This is a genomic window from Streptomyces misionensis (assembly GCF_900104815.1).
Classification (GTDB): Bacteria; Actinomycetota; Actinomycetes; order Streptomycetales; family Streptomycetaceae; genus Streptomyces; species Streptomyces misionensis.
On record NZ_FNTD01000004.1, the window covers coordinates 5,462,939 to 5,478,216 of the forward strand.

Consider the following 15,278-nt stretch of genomic DNA (forward strand, 5'->3'; position numbering starts at 1 on the left):
CCACAGTGTCGGCCACCCCACGCTCACTCCCAGCGGAACCAGCGGGCCGCGGCCGCCGTGAGCAGCACCGTCCAGGCCGCGAGCACACCGAGGTGCCCCCAGCCGGGCCAGTCCCCGGCCGCCGCCTCGCCCAGCGCGCGGGCCGCCGCCCCGAACGGGGTCAGCTCCACCACGCGCGCCATCGCGTGCGGCATCTCCTGCACCGGCAGCCACACACCCGCGCAGAACATCATCGGGAAGAACACCGCCGTGCCGATCGCGCTCGCCATCTTCGTGGTCCGGGACAGCGCCGAGACGACGGAGCCGAGGGCGAGCGCCGACGCGGCGGCCAGGAGCAGGGCCAGCAGATACCCGGCCGGCTGGGCGGGCAGCCGTACACCGAAGGCGAGCCGGCCGACGACCAGCGCGAGCAGCGCCGAGGCCAGTGCCACCGTGCCCGTCATGACCATCTGCGCGGACAACAGCACGACGGGCCGCACCGGGGTGAGCCGCATCCGGCGCAGGATCCCGCGCTCCCGGTGCCCGGTCAGGACCTGGGGCAGCGACTGCACCCCGGACATGATCAGGGCGATCAGCACCGCGATGGGCACGTAGGCGTCGACCGGCCGCAGCCCGCCCAGGGCCTCGTCCGCATCCCGGAAGGAGGGGATCGAGCCGAGGATCACCAGCAGCAGCGTCGGGAACAGGAAGATCCAGAACACGGCGCCGGGCTCCCGGCGGAACAGCCGGAACTCCGTGCGCAGGACGGCGGTGTTCATGCCGTGGCCTCCTTGGTCAGGTCGAGGAACGCGTCGTCGAGCGTGGCGTCGGTGACGCGCAGCTCATGGGCGGTGACACGGTGGCGGACGAGCAGGGTGACGACCGCGTTCACGGTCTCGTCCGTGCCCGAGAGGGTGATCCGGCCGTCCTTGCGGGCGATCGAGGCGACGGCCGGCAGGGCGGCGAGGTCGTGGTCGTCCAGCGGGGCCGACGGGGTGAAGCTGATGACGGTGGCGCCCGCCGAGCGGCGGATGAGCCCGGCCGGGGTGTCAAGGGCGGCGACCCGCCCCTTGTCGAGCACCGCGATCCGGTCGCACAGCCGCTGCGCCTCCTCCATGAAATGGGTGACGAGCAGCACGGTGACCCCGCCCCCGCGGACGTCCTCGATCAGCTGCCAGGTGTCCCGGCGGGCGCGCGGGTCGAGGCCGGTGGTCAGCTCGTCCAGCACGACGACCCGCGGGTTCCCGATGAGCGCCAGCGCGATGAACAGACGCTGGCGCTGACCGCCGGACAGCTTGGCGAACCGGGTGCCGAGCCTGGCGGTGAGCCCGAGGCGTTCGGCGAGCGGCCGCCAGTCGGCCGGGTCCGGGTAGAACGACGCGTACAGCTCCAGCGCCTCGCGCACGGTCAGCTTCGGTTGCAGCTCGCTCTGCTGGAGCTGGGCGCCGAGCACGCGGGCGACCCGCTCGTGGTCCGCCACGGGATCGAACCCGGCGACCCGGACCCGGCCGGCGTCGGGCTCCCGCAGCCCCTCCACGCACTCGACGGTGGTGGTCTTGCCCGCCCCGTTCGGGCCGAGGATCCCGAAGATCTCGCCCTCCTCGACGGCGAACGAGACCCCGTCGACCACGGCGCGGCCCGCGTACGACTTGCGCAGATCGGTGACTTCGATGACGGATGGCATGCTCCGAGGCTCCCGCGCGGGCCGGGCGCGCGGCATCGGCCGGCCCGCTCGAACCGGCATCGGCCGATCGGATGATGCGCCCTACGACCCCTCGGACGGGGCCGGGACCCGGCACGGTCGTAGGACCAGCGGCCGATCCGGGTCCGGCCAAAACTCGGTGGGCGAGGCCGGGGCCGGTCCGTACGCTCGCCTGTGATGCCCACGACACCCGCAACCACCCAGGACCGCTCCGCCGTACGCACCCTGCTGCGGCTGTGGCCGTATGTGCGGCCCGTGCGCGCCCGGCTGTGCACGGCCGCCTTCGTGGCGGTCGTCGCCTCCTGCACGGGGCTGGTGATCCCGCTCGTCCTCAAGTGGATGGTGGACGGCCCGGTGGCCGGCCGGGACCCGGCCGGGGTCTGGCTCGGCGCGCTGTACCTGCTGCTGCTCGGGATCGCCGAGGCCGTGCTGTTCGGCGTCCGGCGCTGGCTGGTGGCCCGGCCGCTGTCGCGCGTCGAGGCGGACATGCGGTCCTCGCTCTACCGGCACCTGCAACGGCTGCCGGTCGCCTTCCACGACCGCTGGGCCTCCGGCCAGTTGCTGTCGCGCGGCACCACCGACCTGATGCTGCTGCGCATGTTCCTCGCCTTTCCGCTGACCTTCCTGCTGGTCAACGGCGTCACGATCCTCGTCGGGGTGGCCATCATGCTCGCCCAGGACTGGGTGCTCGGGCTGGTCGTGCTCGGGCCCGCCGTTCCGGTGCTGTGGACGTGCGTGGTCTTCGAGGGGCGGTACGCGCGGGCGGCCAGGCGGGCGCAGGACCAGGTGGGCGATCTGACCACGCTGGTCGAGGAGAGCGTGCTCGGCATCCGCATCGTCAAGGGGTTCGGGCGGCACCGCGCCCAGACGCGGGCGTTCTCCGCCCTCTGTGCCGAACTGCGCGGCACCGAACTGCACAAGGCACGGCTGCTGGCGACGATCTGGGGGGTCATCGTCACGCTGCCCGAGCTGGCGATCGGGGCGGCGCTGGTGCTGGGCGTGGTGCGGGTCGCCGACGGGGGACTGTCGGCGGGGACGCTGGTGGCCTTCCTCAGCACGGCGCTCGCGCTGCGCTGGCCGGTCGACTCCATCGGGTTCCTGCTGGCGATGAGCCAGGAGGCCGCGACCGCCACCGAGCGGTACTTCGAGGCGATGGACGAGGAGCCGGAGGACCGGCGGGTCCCGGCCCGGACCACCGGCCGGGGCAGGCCGGGCGACGGGCTGCGCTTCGAGGGCGTCCGGTTCCGCTACCCCGACGCGCCCCCCGACTCCCCGCCCCTGCTGACCGGCATCGACCTCCACATCCGCCCCGGCGAGTCCATGGCGCTGGTCGGCGCCACCGGCAGCGGCAAGACCACGCTCACCTCCCTCGTCCCCCGCCTGCACGAGATCACCTCGGGCCGGATCACCCTGAACGGCGTCGACATCACCGAGATGCCCCGCGAGGAACTGCGGAAGAAGGTCGCCGTGGCCTTCGAGGAACCGACCCTGTTCTCCACGACCGTCGGCGAGAACGTCCTGATGGGCGCCCCGGAGGGGACCGGCGCGGCCGAGCTCGACCGCGCCCTCGCCATCGCCCAGGCCGACTTCGCCCACGCCCTCCCGCAGGGCACCGGCACCCGGGTCGGCGAGCAGGGCCTGAGCCTGTCCGGCGGCCAGCGCCAGCGGCTCGCGCTGGCCCGCGCGGTCGTCGGCCGGCCGGAGTTCCTGGTACTGGACGACCCCCTGTCCGCCCTGGACGTGCACACCGAGGCCGCCGTGGAGGCCGCGCTGCGCCGGGTGCTCGCCGACACCACCGCGCTGATCGTGGCCCACCGCCCCTCCACCGTGCTGCTCGCCGACCGGGTCGCCCTGCTGTCCGGCGGCCGGATCGCCGCCGTCGGCACCCACCAGGAACTACTGCGCGGCAACGCCGAGTACGCCCACCTCATGTCCGGGGAACAGGAGGACTCCCGTTGACCGCCCCCACCCCCGCGAACACCACCGCGCCGCCCGGCGGCCGGGACGGCGACGACCCCTTCGACCGGGACGTCCTGCCCACCCCGCCCGGCGCCACGGCCGCCCTGCTGCGCTCCCTGCTCGCCCCGATGCGGGCCCGCGTCGCCCTCACCAGCACCCTGCTGCTGCTCCAGCAGGCGGCGGTGCAGGCGGGCCCGCTGCTGGTGGCGTACGCCATCGACCGCGCCGTACCGGCGTTCCGCGACCACCGGCACGGGCCGCTGATCGCGGTGGGCGCCGGCTATCTGCTGTGCGCGCTGGTCTCCGGCGGACTCCAGGTCGCGTTCGTCCAGACCTCCGCGCGGGTCAGCCAGGACGTCCTGCTCGACCTGCGCGGACGCATCTTCCGGCACGCACAGGCGCTGAGCGTCGACTTCCACGAGCGGTACACCTCCGGGCGGCTGATCTCCCGCTCCACCACGGACGTCGAGTCCCTGCGCGAACTCCTGGAGGAGGGGCTCCAGGAACTGGTCACGGTCGTGCTGTCGTTCGTCTACATCGCGGCCATGCTGCTCTGGCTGGACCTCGGGCTCGGCGCGGTCGCGGTGGCCTCCTTCGTGCCGCTGTACTTCCTGGTCCGGCTCTACCAGCGGCGCGCGGGACGGGTCTTCAGGGTGCGCTCCACGGCGATCGCGGCGGTGATCGTGAAGTTCGTGGAGACGATGAACGGCATCCGGCCGGTGCGCGCGTTCCGCCGGGAGGCCGCCAACGACGCCGAGTTCGCGGTGCTCAACCGCCGGCACGAACGGGCCAACGGCGACTCGCTGCTGGAGATGGCCCGCTATGTGGTGGGCTCCCGGCTGGTCGCCAACACGGCGGTCGCGGGGATCGTGCTCTGGGGCGCCTACCGGGTGGCGGACGGCACGCTGGAGCTGGGCGTGCTGGCGGCGGCCGTGCTGTACCTGCGCCGGCTGTACGACCCGATCGACCGGCTCGGCATGTTCCTCAACTCCTACCAGTCGGCCGCCGCCTCCCTGGAGAAGATCGCGGGCCTGCTGGCGCAGACGCCGTCGGTGCCCGAACCCCGCGAGCCGCGCGAACTCCCGGCCGCCGCGCGGGACTTCCCGGGCCGCGAGGTGGTCTTCGAGGGGGTCCGCTTCGCCTACCGCACCGGCGGCGAGGTGCTGCCCCGCTTCGACCTGACCCTCCCGGCCGGGCAGACGGTGGCCGTCGTCGGCTCCACAGGCGCGGGCAAGTCCACGCTGGCCAAGCTGCTCGCCCGCTTCTACGACCCCACCGAAGGAAGGGTGCTGCTGGACGGGGTGGACCTGCGCGACCTGCCCACGGCCGAGCTGCGGCGCGGGGTGGTGATGGTCACCCAGGAGGCGTTCCTGTTCTCCGGCACGGTCGCCGACAACATCGCGATCGGCCGCCCGGACGCGAGCCGGGCGGAGATCGAACGGGCCGCGAAGGTCATCGGCGCCCACGAGTTCATCAGCGCCCTGCCCGACGGCTACGACACCGACGTCCGCAAGCGCGGCGGCCGCATCTCCGCCGGTCAGCGCCAACTCGTCGCGTTCGCCCGGGCGTTGCTCGCCGACCCGGCCGTCCTGATCCTGGACGAGGCCACCAGTTCCCTCGACATCCCCGGCGAACGGGCCGTGCAGCGCGCGATGTCCACGGTGCTGCGCGGCCGTACCGCCGTCGTCATCGCGCACCGCCTGTCCACCGTCGAGATCGCCGACCGCGTCCTGGTGATGGCCGAGGGCCGGATCATCGAGGACGGCCGCCCCGCCGAACTCGTCGCCGGCAGCGGGAACTTCGCGGGCCTGCACAAGGCCTGGCGGGACAGCCTGGCCTGAGCGGGAACCCGTGACCGACACCCCGCTCTGGCCGAGCGCCACCCCCGTGACGACGGCCCGCCTGCGCCTCGAACCGCTGCGGGTGGAGCACGCCCGCGAGGCCGTCACCCTCCTCGACGACGTACGCCTGCACGAATGGACCGGCGGGGCGCCGTGCACCCTCGACGAGCTGGAGGCGAAGTACCGGCGGCAGTCGGTCGGGCGGTCCCCGGACGGCCGGCACGGCTGGCTGAACTGGATGCTGCGGCGGCTCGCCGACGGGCGGCTCGTCGGCACCGTCCAGGCCACCCTCTCCCGCCCCGAGCGGGGCGGTCCGGTAGCCGAACTGGCCTGGGTGACCGGCGTCGCCCACCAGGGCCGGGGCTACGGCGGCGAAGGGGCCCTGGCCATGGCCCGCTGGCTGGGCGACCACGGGGTGGAGACACTGACCGCCCACATCCACCCCGGGCACCGGGCGTCGGCCGGCATCGCCCGGTCGCTCGGGCTGCGCGCGACGGACCGGGTGGACGAGGGCGAGGTGCTGTGGCGGGGCACGGTCACGGCACTCCCAGCTCGAACAGCGCGTACCCCGCGTACGAGCCGGAGGCCAGCGCCGCCACCGTGAGCAGGGTGCACAGCGCGGGCAGGGAGAGCCGGCGCAGGGCCGTGGCGAGCGGCAGGAACAGCGGGAAACAGGGCAGCAGATAGCGCGAGACGTTGGCGAAGATCTGCTGGCTGCCGAGGACCAGCGCGAGGGTCAGCACGGTGTACACGACCAGCACCGCCGGCGGGCGCAGCCGCAGCAGCAGCGGCAGCAGCGCGAAGGCGAGCACCACGACGGCGACCCCGATCATGTCCGCGAACGGGTACGCGAACAGATAGCCGCCGAAGTGGCCCACCGGCACCGAGGTCAGCACGTCCAGGGTCTGGCTGCCGAAGTCGAAGCTGTGCGCCCACGCGCCCGACTGGAGCTTGAAGTAACCGCCGAGGTCGCCCATCCGGTCGCCGACCCACAGCAGATAGCCGAGCAGCCCGAGCGGGGCGACGGCCAGCGCGAGCAGCGGGCGCAGCACCCCGTCCTCGCGGCGGCGCAGCGCCAGCAGCGCGGCCACGGCGAGCGCGGCGATCAGCGCGCCGGCCGTGGGCCGGTTCAGGCCGGCCGCGAAGGCGAGCACCCCGGCGGTGAGCCAGCGCCGGGTCAGCACGGCGTGGCAGGCCCAGGCGGCCAGGGCCACGTAGAGGGAGTCGGAGTAGACCGCCCACTCCACGCCCGAGCCCGGCCACACCGCCCACAGCCCGGCCGCGGCCAGCCCGGCACGCCGGCCGCCGAAGCGTTCCGCCACCGCGTGGACGCCGAGCGCCGCCGCGAAGGACGCGAGGACCGACACCAGCATTCCGGCGCCGTACGCGCCGAGTCCGGTCACCGCGGAGGTCAGCCGCATCAGCGCGGGGTACAGCGGGAAGAACGCCGCCGAGTTGCCCTCCAGCGTGATCAGACCGGTGGCGCCCGGCACGGGGACCAGCTTCGGGTCGTACCCGTGCAGCGCGATCTGCTGGTACCACCAGCCGTCCCAGGTGGCCAGCACGTCCCAGGCGTGCGCGCCGCCGCCGAACCGGGGGTCCTTGGCGCGGTAGTCCCCGGCGGAGGACAGCAGGTACATGAACGAGCAGAAACCGGTCAGCTTCAGTGCCCCGAACAGGGCGAGCACCGGGCCGTGCCGGCGGGCCGCCGCCCGGAACCGGGAGCCGGGCCCGGTGGCCGGGGCGAGGGGCCGCGGGCGCGGCAGGGTCGCGGTCACAGGGCCGCACCCTGGCGGCGGCGGGCCGCGGCCAGGGTGCGCCGCATCCGGACGATGCCACGCAGGTCGGCCAGCGCGGTGGCGAGGATGTCGACGCTGCTGTCCGGGTCGTCCACCCAGTCCACCGGCACCTCGTGGATCCTGAGCCCGGCCCGCTCGGCCAGCACCAGCAGCTCGGTGTCGAAGAACCACTCGCCGTCCCGCACCAGCGGCAGCAGCCGCTCGGCGGCCTCGCGCCGCACCGCCTTGAACCCGCACTGCGCGTCCGAGAAGCCGACGGCGAGCGTGCAGCGCAGCAGCGTGTTGTAGCAGCGCGAGATGACCTCGCGCTTGGGGCCGCGCACCACCCGGGCGCCGCTCGCCAGCCGGGTGCCGATGGCCAGGTCGGAGTGGCCCGATATCAGCGGGGCGACCAGCGGCAGCAACGCCGTCAGACCGGTGGACAGATCGACGTCCAGATACGCGAGCACGGGCGCCCGCGAACCCGACCAGGCCGCCCGCAGCGCCCGGCCGCGGCCCTTGCGGGGCAGCCGCAGCGAGGTCACCTCCGCGATGTCGGAGGCCAGCTCGGCGGCGATGAGCGGGGTGCGGTCGGTGCTCGCGTTGTCGGCGATCGTGATCCGGTAGGGGTACGGGAACGTGTCCCGCAGGTGGGCGTGCAGCCTGCGGACGTTCGGCGCCAGGTCCTTCTCCTCGTTGAACACCGGCACGACCACGTCCAGTACGGGCTCGTCGTGGTGCGTGGGCAGCGGGGCGCGCCGGAGCGCCGGGGCCGGGACCCGGCCCGGTCGGAGGTTCATCAGGTGGTTCCCCGTCAACGGTGGGCGGACATGGTGGCGGTGGGCGGCGGCGCGATGCTCGTCGTGGGGCCGGCCGGCGGGTACGACGTGGTCGGCGTCGAACTCGGCCGGTCGGTCGGCGTCGAACCGGGCGAGGCGCCGGGCGGGCTCGGGGGCGGCGTGGCCGGCGAGGGCGTCCGGGAGACGGACGGCCCGGGGGCCGGACTGGTGGCGGGCCCCGGCACCGGCGCGCCCGGCAGGTTCTCGGTGTGCCCGTGCGGCCACAGGAACAGGCCGAGCCCGAGCCCCGCCACCACCGCCGCCGAGCCCGCGGCCCGGTACACCGCGCGCACCCGGCGGCGGGCACGCACTCCCGCGCGCAGCCGCTCGCGGTGCCGGGGCTCGAACGGGGCCGGCCGCAGCGTGCCGTGCATCAGCGTCGCCAGCCGCCGCTCGAATCCGTCCCCGCCGTCGATCTCGTCCACATGACTCCCGGGCTTCATGACCCCTCTCACCCCACCGGCTCGATGACGTCCGACAGCAGTTGCCGCAGCCGGGCCACCCCGCGCGCGGCATGGGACCGGGCGGTGCCCACCGGGCAGCCCAGCGTCTGGGCGACCTGCCGGTCCGGCAGGTCCTGGTAGTAGCGCAGCACGACGGCGGCCCGCTGCCGCGGCGTCAGCCGGGCCAGCGCCGCCTCCAGCCGGGAGCGTTCGGCCACGGTCGCCGACAGATCACCGGCCGCCGCCACCTCGGGCAGCTCCTCCACCGGCCGCTCGCCCCACCAGCGCCGGCGGGCCGAGCGGGCCGCGGCCCGCGCCAGCACCGTGCGCACATACGCCTCCGGCGCCTCGTCGGCCACCCGCGGCCAGGCGAACCACAGCTTGACCAGGGCCTCCTGCAACAGGTCCTCGGCACGGTGCCGATCGCCCCCGGTGAGCAGACGGGCCAGGTGGCACAGGACCGACCAGCGGGCCGCCACGAACGCGTCGTACTCACCGGCCCGAGCCTGCTCCATTCCCACGGTCCCCGTTCTCGCCGGCGTTCTTCACAAGGGGAAAGGCCCTGGAACCCCTCGTACGCTGCACCCGGCGGGCGTGATCCACGTCACGCGTGGCAGACCCCCGCCGTCACATCACCCGCAGCAGCAGCACCGTCCGCCCCGGCACCGTCAGCTCCGTGCCCGCCGCGAGCACCGTGCCCGGCGCACCGGCCTGGTCCTCGCGGGAGGTGTCCACCACCACCTCGTACCGCTCGGCCCACGGCGGGCCCGGCAGCACGAAGCCCGTCGGCCGCTCGCCCGCGTGCAGCACGGCGAGGAAGCTGTCGTCCGTCACCGGCGCGCCCCGCTCGTCGCGGCCCGGGATGTCCCGCCCGGAGAGGTACATGCCGAGGGTGGCGGCGGGCGCGTACCAGTCGCCCTCGGTCATCTCCGCCCCGCGCGCCGTGAACCACGCCAGGTCCCGCAGCCCGTCCGCGCTCTGTGCCCGGCCGGAGAAGAAGGCGCGGCGACGCAGCACCGGGTGCCGGTGGCGCAGCCCGATCAGCCGCGCGGTGAGGTCGTACAGGGCCCGCCAGCCGGGCTCGGCCAGCAGCGACCAGTCCAGCCAGCTGGTCGGGTTGTCCTGGCAGTAGGCGTTGTTGTTGCCGCCCTGGGTGCGGCCGAGTTCGTCGCCGGCCACCAGCATGGGCACCCCCGTGGACAGCAGCAGGGTCGTGAGCAGATTGCGCAGCTGGCGGCGGCGCAGGGCGCGCACCGCCTCGTCGTCGCTCTCGCCCTCCGCCCCGCAGTTCCAGGACCGGTTGTCGTCGGTGCCGTCCCGGTTCTCCTCCCCGTTGGCCTCGTTGTGCTTGCGCTCGTACGACACCAGGTCGCGCAGCGTGAAGCCGTCGTGCGCGGTGATGAAGTTGACCGACGCGTAGGGGCGCCGGCCGCCCCAGGCGTACAGGTCGCTGGAGCCGGACAGCCGGTAGCCCATCTCGCGCACGTCGGGCAGCGCGTGCCGCCAGAAGTCCCGCACGGCGTTGCGGTAGCGGTCGTTCCACTCCGCCCACAGCGGCGGGAAGGCGCCCACCTGGTAGCCGCCGGAGCCGATGTCCCAGGGCTCGGCGATGAGTTTGACCCGGCGCAGCACCGGGTCCTGGGCGATCACCGCGAGGAACGGGGAGAGCATGTCCACGTCGTGCATGGAGCGGGCCAGCGCCGCCGCCAGGTCGAAGCGGAAGCCGTCCACGCCCATCTCGGTCACCCAGTACCGCAGCGAGTCGGTGATCAGCCGCAGCACCTGGGGCCGCACCACGTGCAGGGTGTTGCCGCAGCCGGTGTAGTCGGCGTAGCGGCGGGCGTCGCCCTGGAGCCGGTAGTAGCCGCGGTTGTCGATGCCCTTCAGGGACAGCGTCGGGCCCAGCTCGCCCGCCTCCGCGGTGTGGTTGTAGACCACGTCGAGGATGACCTCGATGCCGGCCGCGTGCAGCGCGCGCACCATCCGCTTGAACTCGCCCACCTGCGCCCCGGTCGTCCCGGTGGCCGCGTAGGCCGCGTGCGGGGCGAAGTAGCCGATGGAGTTGTAGCCCCAGTAGTTGCCAAGGCCCCGGCGCAGCAGGTGGTCCTCGTGCGCGAACTGGTGCACCGGCAGCAGCTCCACGGCGGTGACGCCCAGCTTCACCAGGTGCTCGACGGCGGCCGGATGGGCGAGTCCCGCGTAGGTGCCGCGCAGCTCCTCGGGGATGTCCGGGTGCAGCTTGGTGAAGCCGCGCACGTGCAGTTCGTAGATGACCGAGTCCGCCCACGGCGTCTTGGGGCGGCGGTCGTCGGACCAGTCGTCGTCATCGTGGACGACGACGCCCTTCGGGACGTACGGCGCCGAGTCCCGCTCGTCGCGCACGGTGTCGGCGACATGCTGTTCCGGCCAGTCCCGCACATGCCCGTACACCTGCGGCGGCAGCGTGAACTCGCCGTCCACCGCACGCGCGTACGGGTCCAGGAGCAGCTTCGCCGGGTTCCAGCGGGCGCCGGTCCACGGGTCCCAGCGGCCGTCCACCCGGTAGCCGTACCGCTGCCCCGGCAGCACCCCGGGCACGAAGCCGTGCCAGATCTCGTGCGTCAGCTCGGTCAGCGGGATCCGGGTCTCCCGGCCCTCCGCGTCGAACAGGCACACCCGTACCGCCTCCGCGCCCGCCGCCCACAGCGCGAAGTTGGTGCCCGCCACCCCGTCCGGACCCGTCCGGAAACGGGCCCCCAGCGGTGTGGGCGACCCCGGCCACACCACCGGGGCGGGCACCGCGGCACGCCGGACGCCGTTCGTGGAGGGCGCCGTGGCCGGTGCCCGCTGCTCGGCTGCGCTCGTCACCTGTCGGCCCCTCTTCCCGTGGCTCGGCCCGGGAGCGGCGCGGGCCGCCGCGCCGGGCCGCCGGCCCCTTCGGCCACCCGGTGCGGCCACGGCCCGGCGGCTTCGGTGCGGGCGCGGCTTCCCTGACGTGTCGTCCTTCCCACTGTTCTGCCCACCGCATGGCTCGCACTCACGTTTCCCGGAAGCGTGCCCCGTCGTTGGGTACCGCGTGAGGCACGTAAATGGACGCGCACGGCGCGCGGCGGGCGCACTGGCCGCCGTACTGACATGGGTTGGACTGCTGGCCGGATGCTCCGCGGGCGCGGGCCCGCTGGGCCTCGGCGGTGGGTCCGGCGGAACACCGGCACCCCGGGACGCGATCCGCGTCACCCCCGACGACGGCAGCACGGCCGTCCCGCGGAACCGGCGGCTGCGGGTACGGGTGCCCGACGGGCGCCTGGAGAAGGTGAAGGTCGTCAAGGAGCAGGACGCGCGGGCCACCCCGGTCTCCGGGCACCTGAGCACCGACGGGCTGACCTGGCAGCCGGACGACGACCGGCTGGCGCTCGCCGCCAGATACACCGTGGACGCGGTGGCGCTGGACTCCGCGGGCCACCGCTCGGCCCGGCACACCTGGTTCACCACCTACGTCCCCGACAAGCGGTTCATCGCCTACGCCACCCCCGAGGACCGCTCCGTCGTCGGCACCGGGATGATCGTCTCCCTGGCCTTCAGCACGGACATCGTGAACAAGGCCGCCGTCGAACGCGCGGTGCGCGTGAGCGCGCGGCCCCCGGTGGAGATCCGCCCGCACTGGTTCGGCAAGAACCGGCTGGACTTCCGGCCCGAGCGGTACTGGAAGCCGGGCACCAAGGTCACCGTCGACCTGGGCCTGCGCGACGTCGAGGCCGCCAAGGGCGTCTACGGGCTCCAGGCCAAGTCGTTCTCCTTCACCATCGGGCGCAGCCAGACCTCCTTGGTCGACGCGGCGGCGCACACCATGGAGGTGCGGCGCGACGGCCGGCCGCTGGCCACCGTCCCGATCACCGCGGGCGCCCCCGACACCCCCACCTACAACGGGAAGATGGTGGTGATGGACATGCTGGAGGAGACCCGGATGAACGGTCAGACGGTCGGCTTCGGCGGCGAGTACGACATCCCCGACGTCCCGCACGCCATGCGGCTCACCGACTCCGGCACCTTCCTGCACGGCAACTACTGGGACCCGACCGCGCCCGGCGTCTCCAACGTCAGTCACGGCTGCGTGGGCCTCAGGGACGTCCAGGGCGGCAGCTCGGACACGCCCGCCGGGTGGTTCTTCGACCGCAGCCTGATCGGTGACGTCGTCGAGATCGTCAACAGCCGGGACAAGACCGTCGACCCGGGCAACGGCCTGAGCGGCTGGAACATGACCTGGGCGGCGTGGAAGGCGGGTGCCGCGGTGAAGTGACCCCGGGGGAACGGCCACACGGCGGCGCGCGGGGGGACGGTGCGGGTGCCGGGCGGAAGTTGCGACGGAACAGTGACCTACGCCTGACACCCCGCTCAAACACGGGCAGTTAATATGCGCGCACCGATGTGGTGGGGAGCGGGCCGAGCAGGCCCGGCGAGGGGAGAACAACTTGAACGTGCGGCCGATATCGGGGGCGTCGGTGGCGGGGCGGCGGGGGCGCGCGGCAGGGGGGCTCATAGCCGGCGCGCTGGTGCTGTCGCTCGCGGCCTGCGGCGGCGGCAAGGACGCCGGCAAGGACAAGGGCGCCACGACCCAGCAGGGCAGGGCGTCCACCGCCGCCGTCAGCATCGCGCCCGCCGCGGGCGCCACGGACGTCGACACCAGCGGAGCGCTCAAGGTCAGCGCGGCCCGGGGCAAGCTCACCGAGGTCACCGTCAAGGACGCCAAGGGCGCGACGGTCGCCGGCGGCATCACCGGCGGCGGCACCACCTGGACGCCGTCCTCGCATCTGGCGGCCGGCACCAGGTACACCGTGCACGCGGTCGCCAAGGACACCGACGGACGCGCGACCGCCAAGGAATCCAGCTTCACCACCCTCACGCCGAAGAGCACCTTCGTCGGCAACTTCACCCCGGACGACGGTTCCACCGTCGGCGTCGGGATGCCGTTCTCCGTCAACTTCACCCGGGGCATCACCCACCCGGACGCCGTGGAGAAGTCCATCAGGATCAAGACCGACCCGCCGGTGGACGTCGAGGGCCACTGGTTCGGCAACGACCGCCTGGACTTCCGTCCCGAGCACTACTGGAAGGCCGGCACCAAGGTCACCGTCGACCTCGACCTGGACGGCGTCGAGGGCCGCGACGGCGTCTACGGCAAGCAGCACAAGACCGTGAAGTTCACCATCGGCCGCAGCCAGGTCTCCGTCGTGGACGCGAGCAAGCACACGATGACGGTCACCCGGGACGGCAAGACGATCAAGACCCTCCCGGTCACCACCGGCAAGCCCGGCTACGACACCTGGAACGGCCAGATGGTCATCAGCGAGAAGCTGACCGTGACCCGGATGAACGGCGAGACGGTCGGCTACGGCGGCGAGTACGACATCAAGGACGTCCCGCACGCCATGCGCCTGACCACCTCCGGCACCTTCGCCCACGGCAACTACTGGGGCGGCGGCGCCTTCGGCAACTACAACGCCAGCCACGGCTGCATCGGCCTGCGCGACGTGAAGGGCGGCTACGACTCCTCGACCCCGGCCGCCTGGTTCTTCAACCACTCGATCATCGGGGACGTGGTGGTCGTCAAGCGCTCCCACGAGCGCACCGTGGACCCGGGCAACGGGTTCAACGGCTGGAACATGTCCTGGGCGGACTGGAAGAAGTAGGACGCTCCGCGTGCGGGCCCGGTGCTGTGACCTACGGCACCGGGCCCGCCGCCGTTAGTCGCCGTTAACCTGACCTGCATGACCGTCACTCTCGAAGTCGCCGAAGGCGTCGGCACCCTGCGTCTGGACCGTCCCCCGATGAACGCGCTGGACGTCGCCACCCAGGACCGGCTGAAGGAACTCGCCGAGGAGGCCACGCGCCGCGAGGACGTGCGCGCCGTGGTGATCTACGGCGGGGAGCGGGTGTTCGCGGCGGGCGCGGACATCAAGGAGATGCAGAACATGGACCACACCGCGATGGTCCTGCGCGCCCGCGCCCTCCAGGACTCCTTCACCGCCGTGGCCCGCATCCCCAAGCCCGTCGTCGCCGCCGTCACCGGCTACGCGCTCGGTGGCGGCTGCGAACTCGCCCTGTGCGCCGACTACCGCATCGCCGCCGAGAACGCCAAGCTCGGCCAGCCCGAGATCCTGCTCGGCCTGATCCCGGGCGCCGGCGGCACCCAGCGCCTGCCCCGCCTGGTCGGCCCCTCCAAGGCCAAGGACCTCATCTTCACCGGCCGCATGGTCAAGGCCGACGAGGCCCTCGCGATCGGCCTGGTGGACCGGGTCGTCCCGGCCGCCGAGGTCTACGAGCAGGCGCACGCCTGGGCCGCGCGGCTCGCCCAGGGCCCGGCCATCGCGCTGCGCGCCGCCAAGGAGGCCGTCGACGCCGGTCTGGAGACCGACATCGACACCGGGCTCACCGTCGAGCGCAACTGGTTCGCGGGCCTGTTCGCCACCGAGGACCGCGAGCGGGGCATGCGCAGCTTCGTCGAGGAGGGGCCGGGCAAGGCCAAGTTCCTGTGAACGGAGGGGAGTTCGCGTTCAACGAACGGTGATAGTTGAATGAACTACCTTGCGTCCACTCGTAGTTGACGCGTCGTCTCATTCGCGTCCCTCGATGGGGCGGATTATGGGAGCCTTAAGGCACCCTTAAGTCCGTCACGTCGAGGGAGCCCGGCGATTGCCCGAAAGTGAGCCGTCATCGCAGCTCAGGCGGGGTGTGCCAACCGTTGAGGTGCCAGCGGCATA

At 73.4% G+C, this 15,278-nt stretch carries 13 protein-coding genes; 6 read left to right on the plus strand and 7 right to left on the minus strand.

Annotated elements, in window-relative coordinates:
* Nucleotides 1–23 precede the first annotated feature (23 nt).
* Nucleotides 24–758: an ABC transporter permease gene (locus BLW85_RS26650; protein WP_074993352.1), complete on the minus strand. Its 735-nt coding sequence runs from the start codon at nt 756–758 to the stop codon at nt 24–26.
* Nucleotides 755–1,663: an ABC transporter ATP-binding protein gene (locus BLW85_RS26655; protein ID WP_074993354.1), complete on the minus strand. Its 909-nt coding sequence runs from the start codon at nt 1,661–1,663 to the stop codon at nt 755–757. The genes BLW85_RS26650 and BLW85_RS26655 overlap by 4 nt, the downstream gene beginning before the upstream one ends.
* 195 nt (nt 1,664–1,858) lie before the next feature.
* On the opposite strand from BLW85_RS26655, the gene BLW85_RS26660 reads away from it, so the two are divergent.
* Genes BLW85_RS26660 through BLW85_RS26670 form a run of 3 tightly spaced genes read left to right on the plus strand, consistent with a single transcriptional unit; the run spans nt 1,859 to nt 6,085 of the window.
* Entirely contained in the window at nt 1,859–3,640 is a 1,782-nt protein-coding gene (locus tag BLW85_RS26660) for an ABC transporter ATP-binding protein (RefSeq protein ID WP_074993355.1), read from the plus strand.
* Entirely contained in the window at nt 3,637–5,481 is a 1,845-nt protein-coding gene (locus tag BLW85_RS26665; RefSeq protein ID WP_074993358.1) for an ABC transporter ATP-binding protein, read from the plus strand. The genes BLW85_RS26660 and BLW85_RS26665 overlap by 4 nt, the downstream gene beginning before the upstream one ends.
* Before the next feature lie 10 nt (nt 5,482–5,491).
* Nucleotides 5,492–6,085: a GNAT family N-acetyltransferase gene (locus BLW85_RS26670; RefSeq protein ID WP_074993360.1), complete on the plus strand. Its 594-nt coding sequence runs from the start codon at nt 5,492–5,494 to the stop codon at nt 6,083–6,085.
* Here BLW85_RS26670 and BLW85_RS26675 read toward each other — a convergent pair.
* From BLW85_RS26675 to glgX, 5 genes are all read right to left on the minus strand, one after another.
* Nucleotides 6,018–7,259, minus strand: a complete 1,242-nt coding sequence (locus tag BLW85_RS26675; protein ID WP_074993362.1) for a glycosyltransferase family 39 protein — start codon at nt 7,257–7,259, stop codon at nt 6,018–6,020. The genes BLW85_RS26670 and BLW85_RS26675 overlap by 68 nt on opposite strands.
* Nucleotides 7,256–8,059: a dolichyl-phosphate beta-glucosyltransferase gene (locus BLW85_RS26680; RefSeq protein ID WP_403421309.1), complete on the minus strand. Its 804-nt coding sequence runs from the start codon at nt 8,057–8,059 to the stop codon at nt 7,256–7,258. The genes BLW85_RS26675 and BLW85_RS26680 overlap by 4 nt, the downstream gene beginning before the upstream one ends.
* Nucleotides 8,060–8,073: 14 nt before the next feature.
* The gene (locus tag BLW85_RS26685) at nt 8,074–8,541 is read right to left on the minus strand and encodes a hypothetical protein (RefSeq protein WP_143060468.1); all 468 of its coding nucleotides are present in this window, start codon (nt 8,539–8,541) and stop codon (nt 8,074–8,076) included.
* Between the two features lie 8 nt (nt 8,542–8,549).
* A complete protein-coding gene (locus BLW85_RS26690) occupies nt 8,550–9,056 on the minus strand; it encodes a SigE family RNA polymerase sigma factor (RefSeq protein ID WP_070023107.1) in 507 nt (168 codons plus the stop codon).
* Between the two features lie 112 nt (nt 9,057–9,168).
* A complete protein-coding gene (gene glgX, locus BLW85_RS26695) occupies nt 9,169–11,388 on the minus strand; it encodes a glycogen debranching protein GlgX (RefSeq protein WP_074993365.1) in 2,220 nt (739 codons plus the stop codon).
* Nucleotides 11,389–11,596: 208 nt separating this feature from the next.
* Here glgX and BLW85_RS26700 point away from each other — a divergent pair, with 208 nt between their 5' ends.
* From BLW85_RS26700 to BLW85_RS26710, 3 genes are all read left to right on the plus strand, one after another.
* On the plus strand, nt 11,597–12,817 hold the full coding sequence (locus tag BLW85_RS26700; RefSeq protein WP_079172431.1) for a L,D-transpeptidase: 1,221 nt from the start codon (nt 11,597–11,599) through the stop codon (nt 12,815–12,817).
* A 172-nt stretch (nt 12,818–12,989) separates the two neighbouring features.
* Nucleotides 12,990–14,207, plus strand: coding sequence for a L,D-transpeptidase (locus BLW85_RS26705; protein WP_208624902.1), 1,218 nt, complete (start codon nt 12,990–12,992; stop codon nt 14,205–14,207).
* A 78-nt stretch (nt 14,208–14,285) separates the two neighbouring features.
* The gene (locus BLW85_RS26710; protein WP_074993370.1) at nt 14,286–15,053 is read left to right on the plus strand and encodes an enoyl-CoA hydratase/isomerase family protein; all 768 of its coding nucleotides are present in this window, start codon (nt 14,286–14,288) and stop codon (nt 15,051–15,053) included.
* The last annotated feature ends 225 nt before the right edge of the window (nt 15,054–15,278 follow it).

Bases quoted from the DNA above. Each gene is read 5' to 3' on its own strand.
- BLW85_RS26660 (WP_074993355.1), top strand. From the start codon at position 1,859: ATGCCCACGACACCCGCAACCACCCAGGACCGCTCCGCCGTACGCACC.
- BLW85_RS26685 (WP_143060468.1), bottom strand. From the start codon at position 8,541: ATGAAGCCCGGGAGTCATGTGGACGAGATCGACGGCGGGGACGGATTC.
- BLW85_RS26655 (WP_074993354.1), bottom strand. From the start codon at position 1,663: ATGCCATCCGTCATCGAAGTCACCGATCTGCGCAAGTCGTACGCGGGC.
- BLW85_RS26690 (WP_070023107.1), bottom strand. From the start codon at position 9,056: ATGGAGCAGGCTCGGGCCGGTGAGTACGACGCGTTCGTGGCGGCCCGC.
- BLW85_RS26680 (WP_403421309.1), bottom strand. From the start codon at position 8,059: ATGAACCTCCGACCGGGCCGGGTCCCGGCCCCGGCGCTCCGGCGCGCC.
- BLW85_RS26710 (WP_074993370.1), top strand. From the start codon at position 14,286: ATGACCGTCACTCTCGAAGTCGCCGAAGGCGTCGGCACCCTGCGTCTG.
- BLW85_RS26650 (WP_074993352.1), bottom strand. From the start codon at position 758: ATGAACACCGCCGTCCTGCGCACGGAGTTCCGGCTGTTCCGCCGGGAG.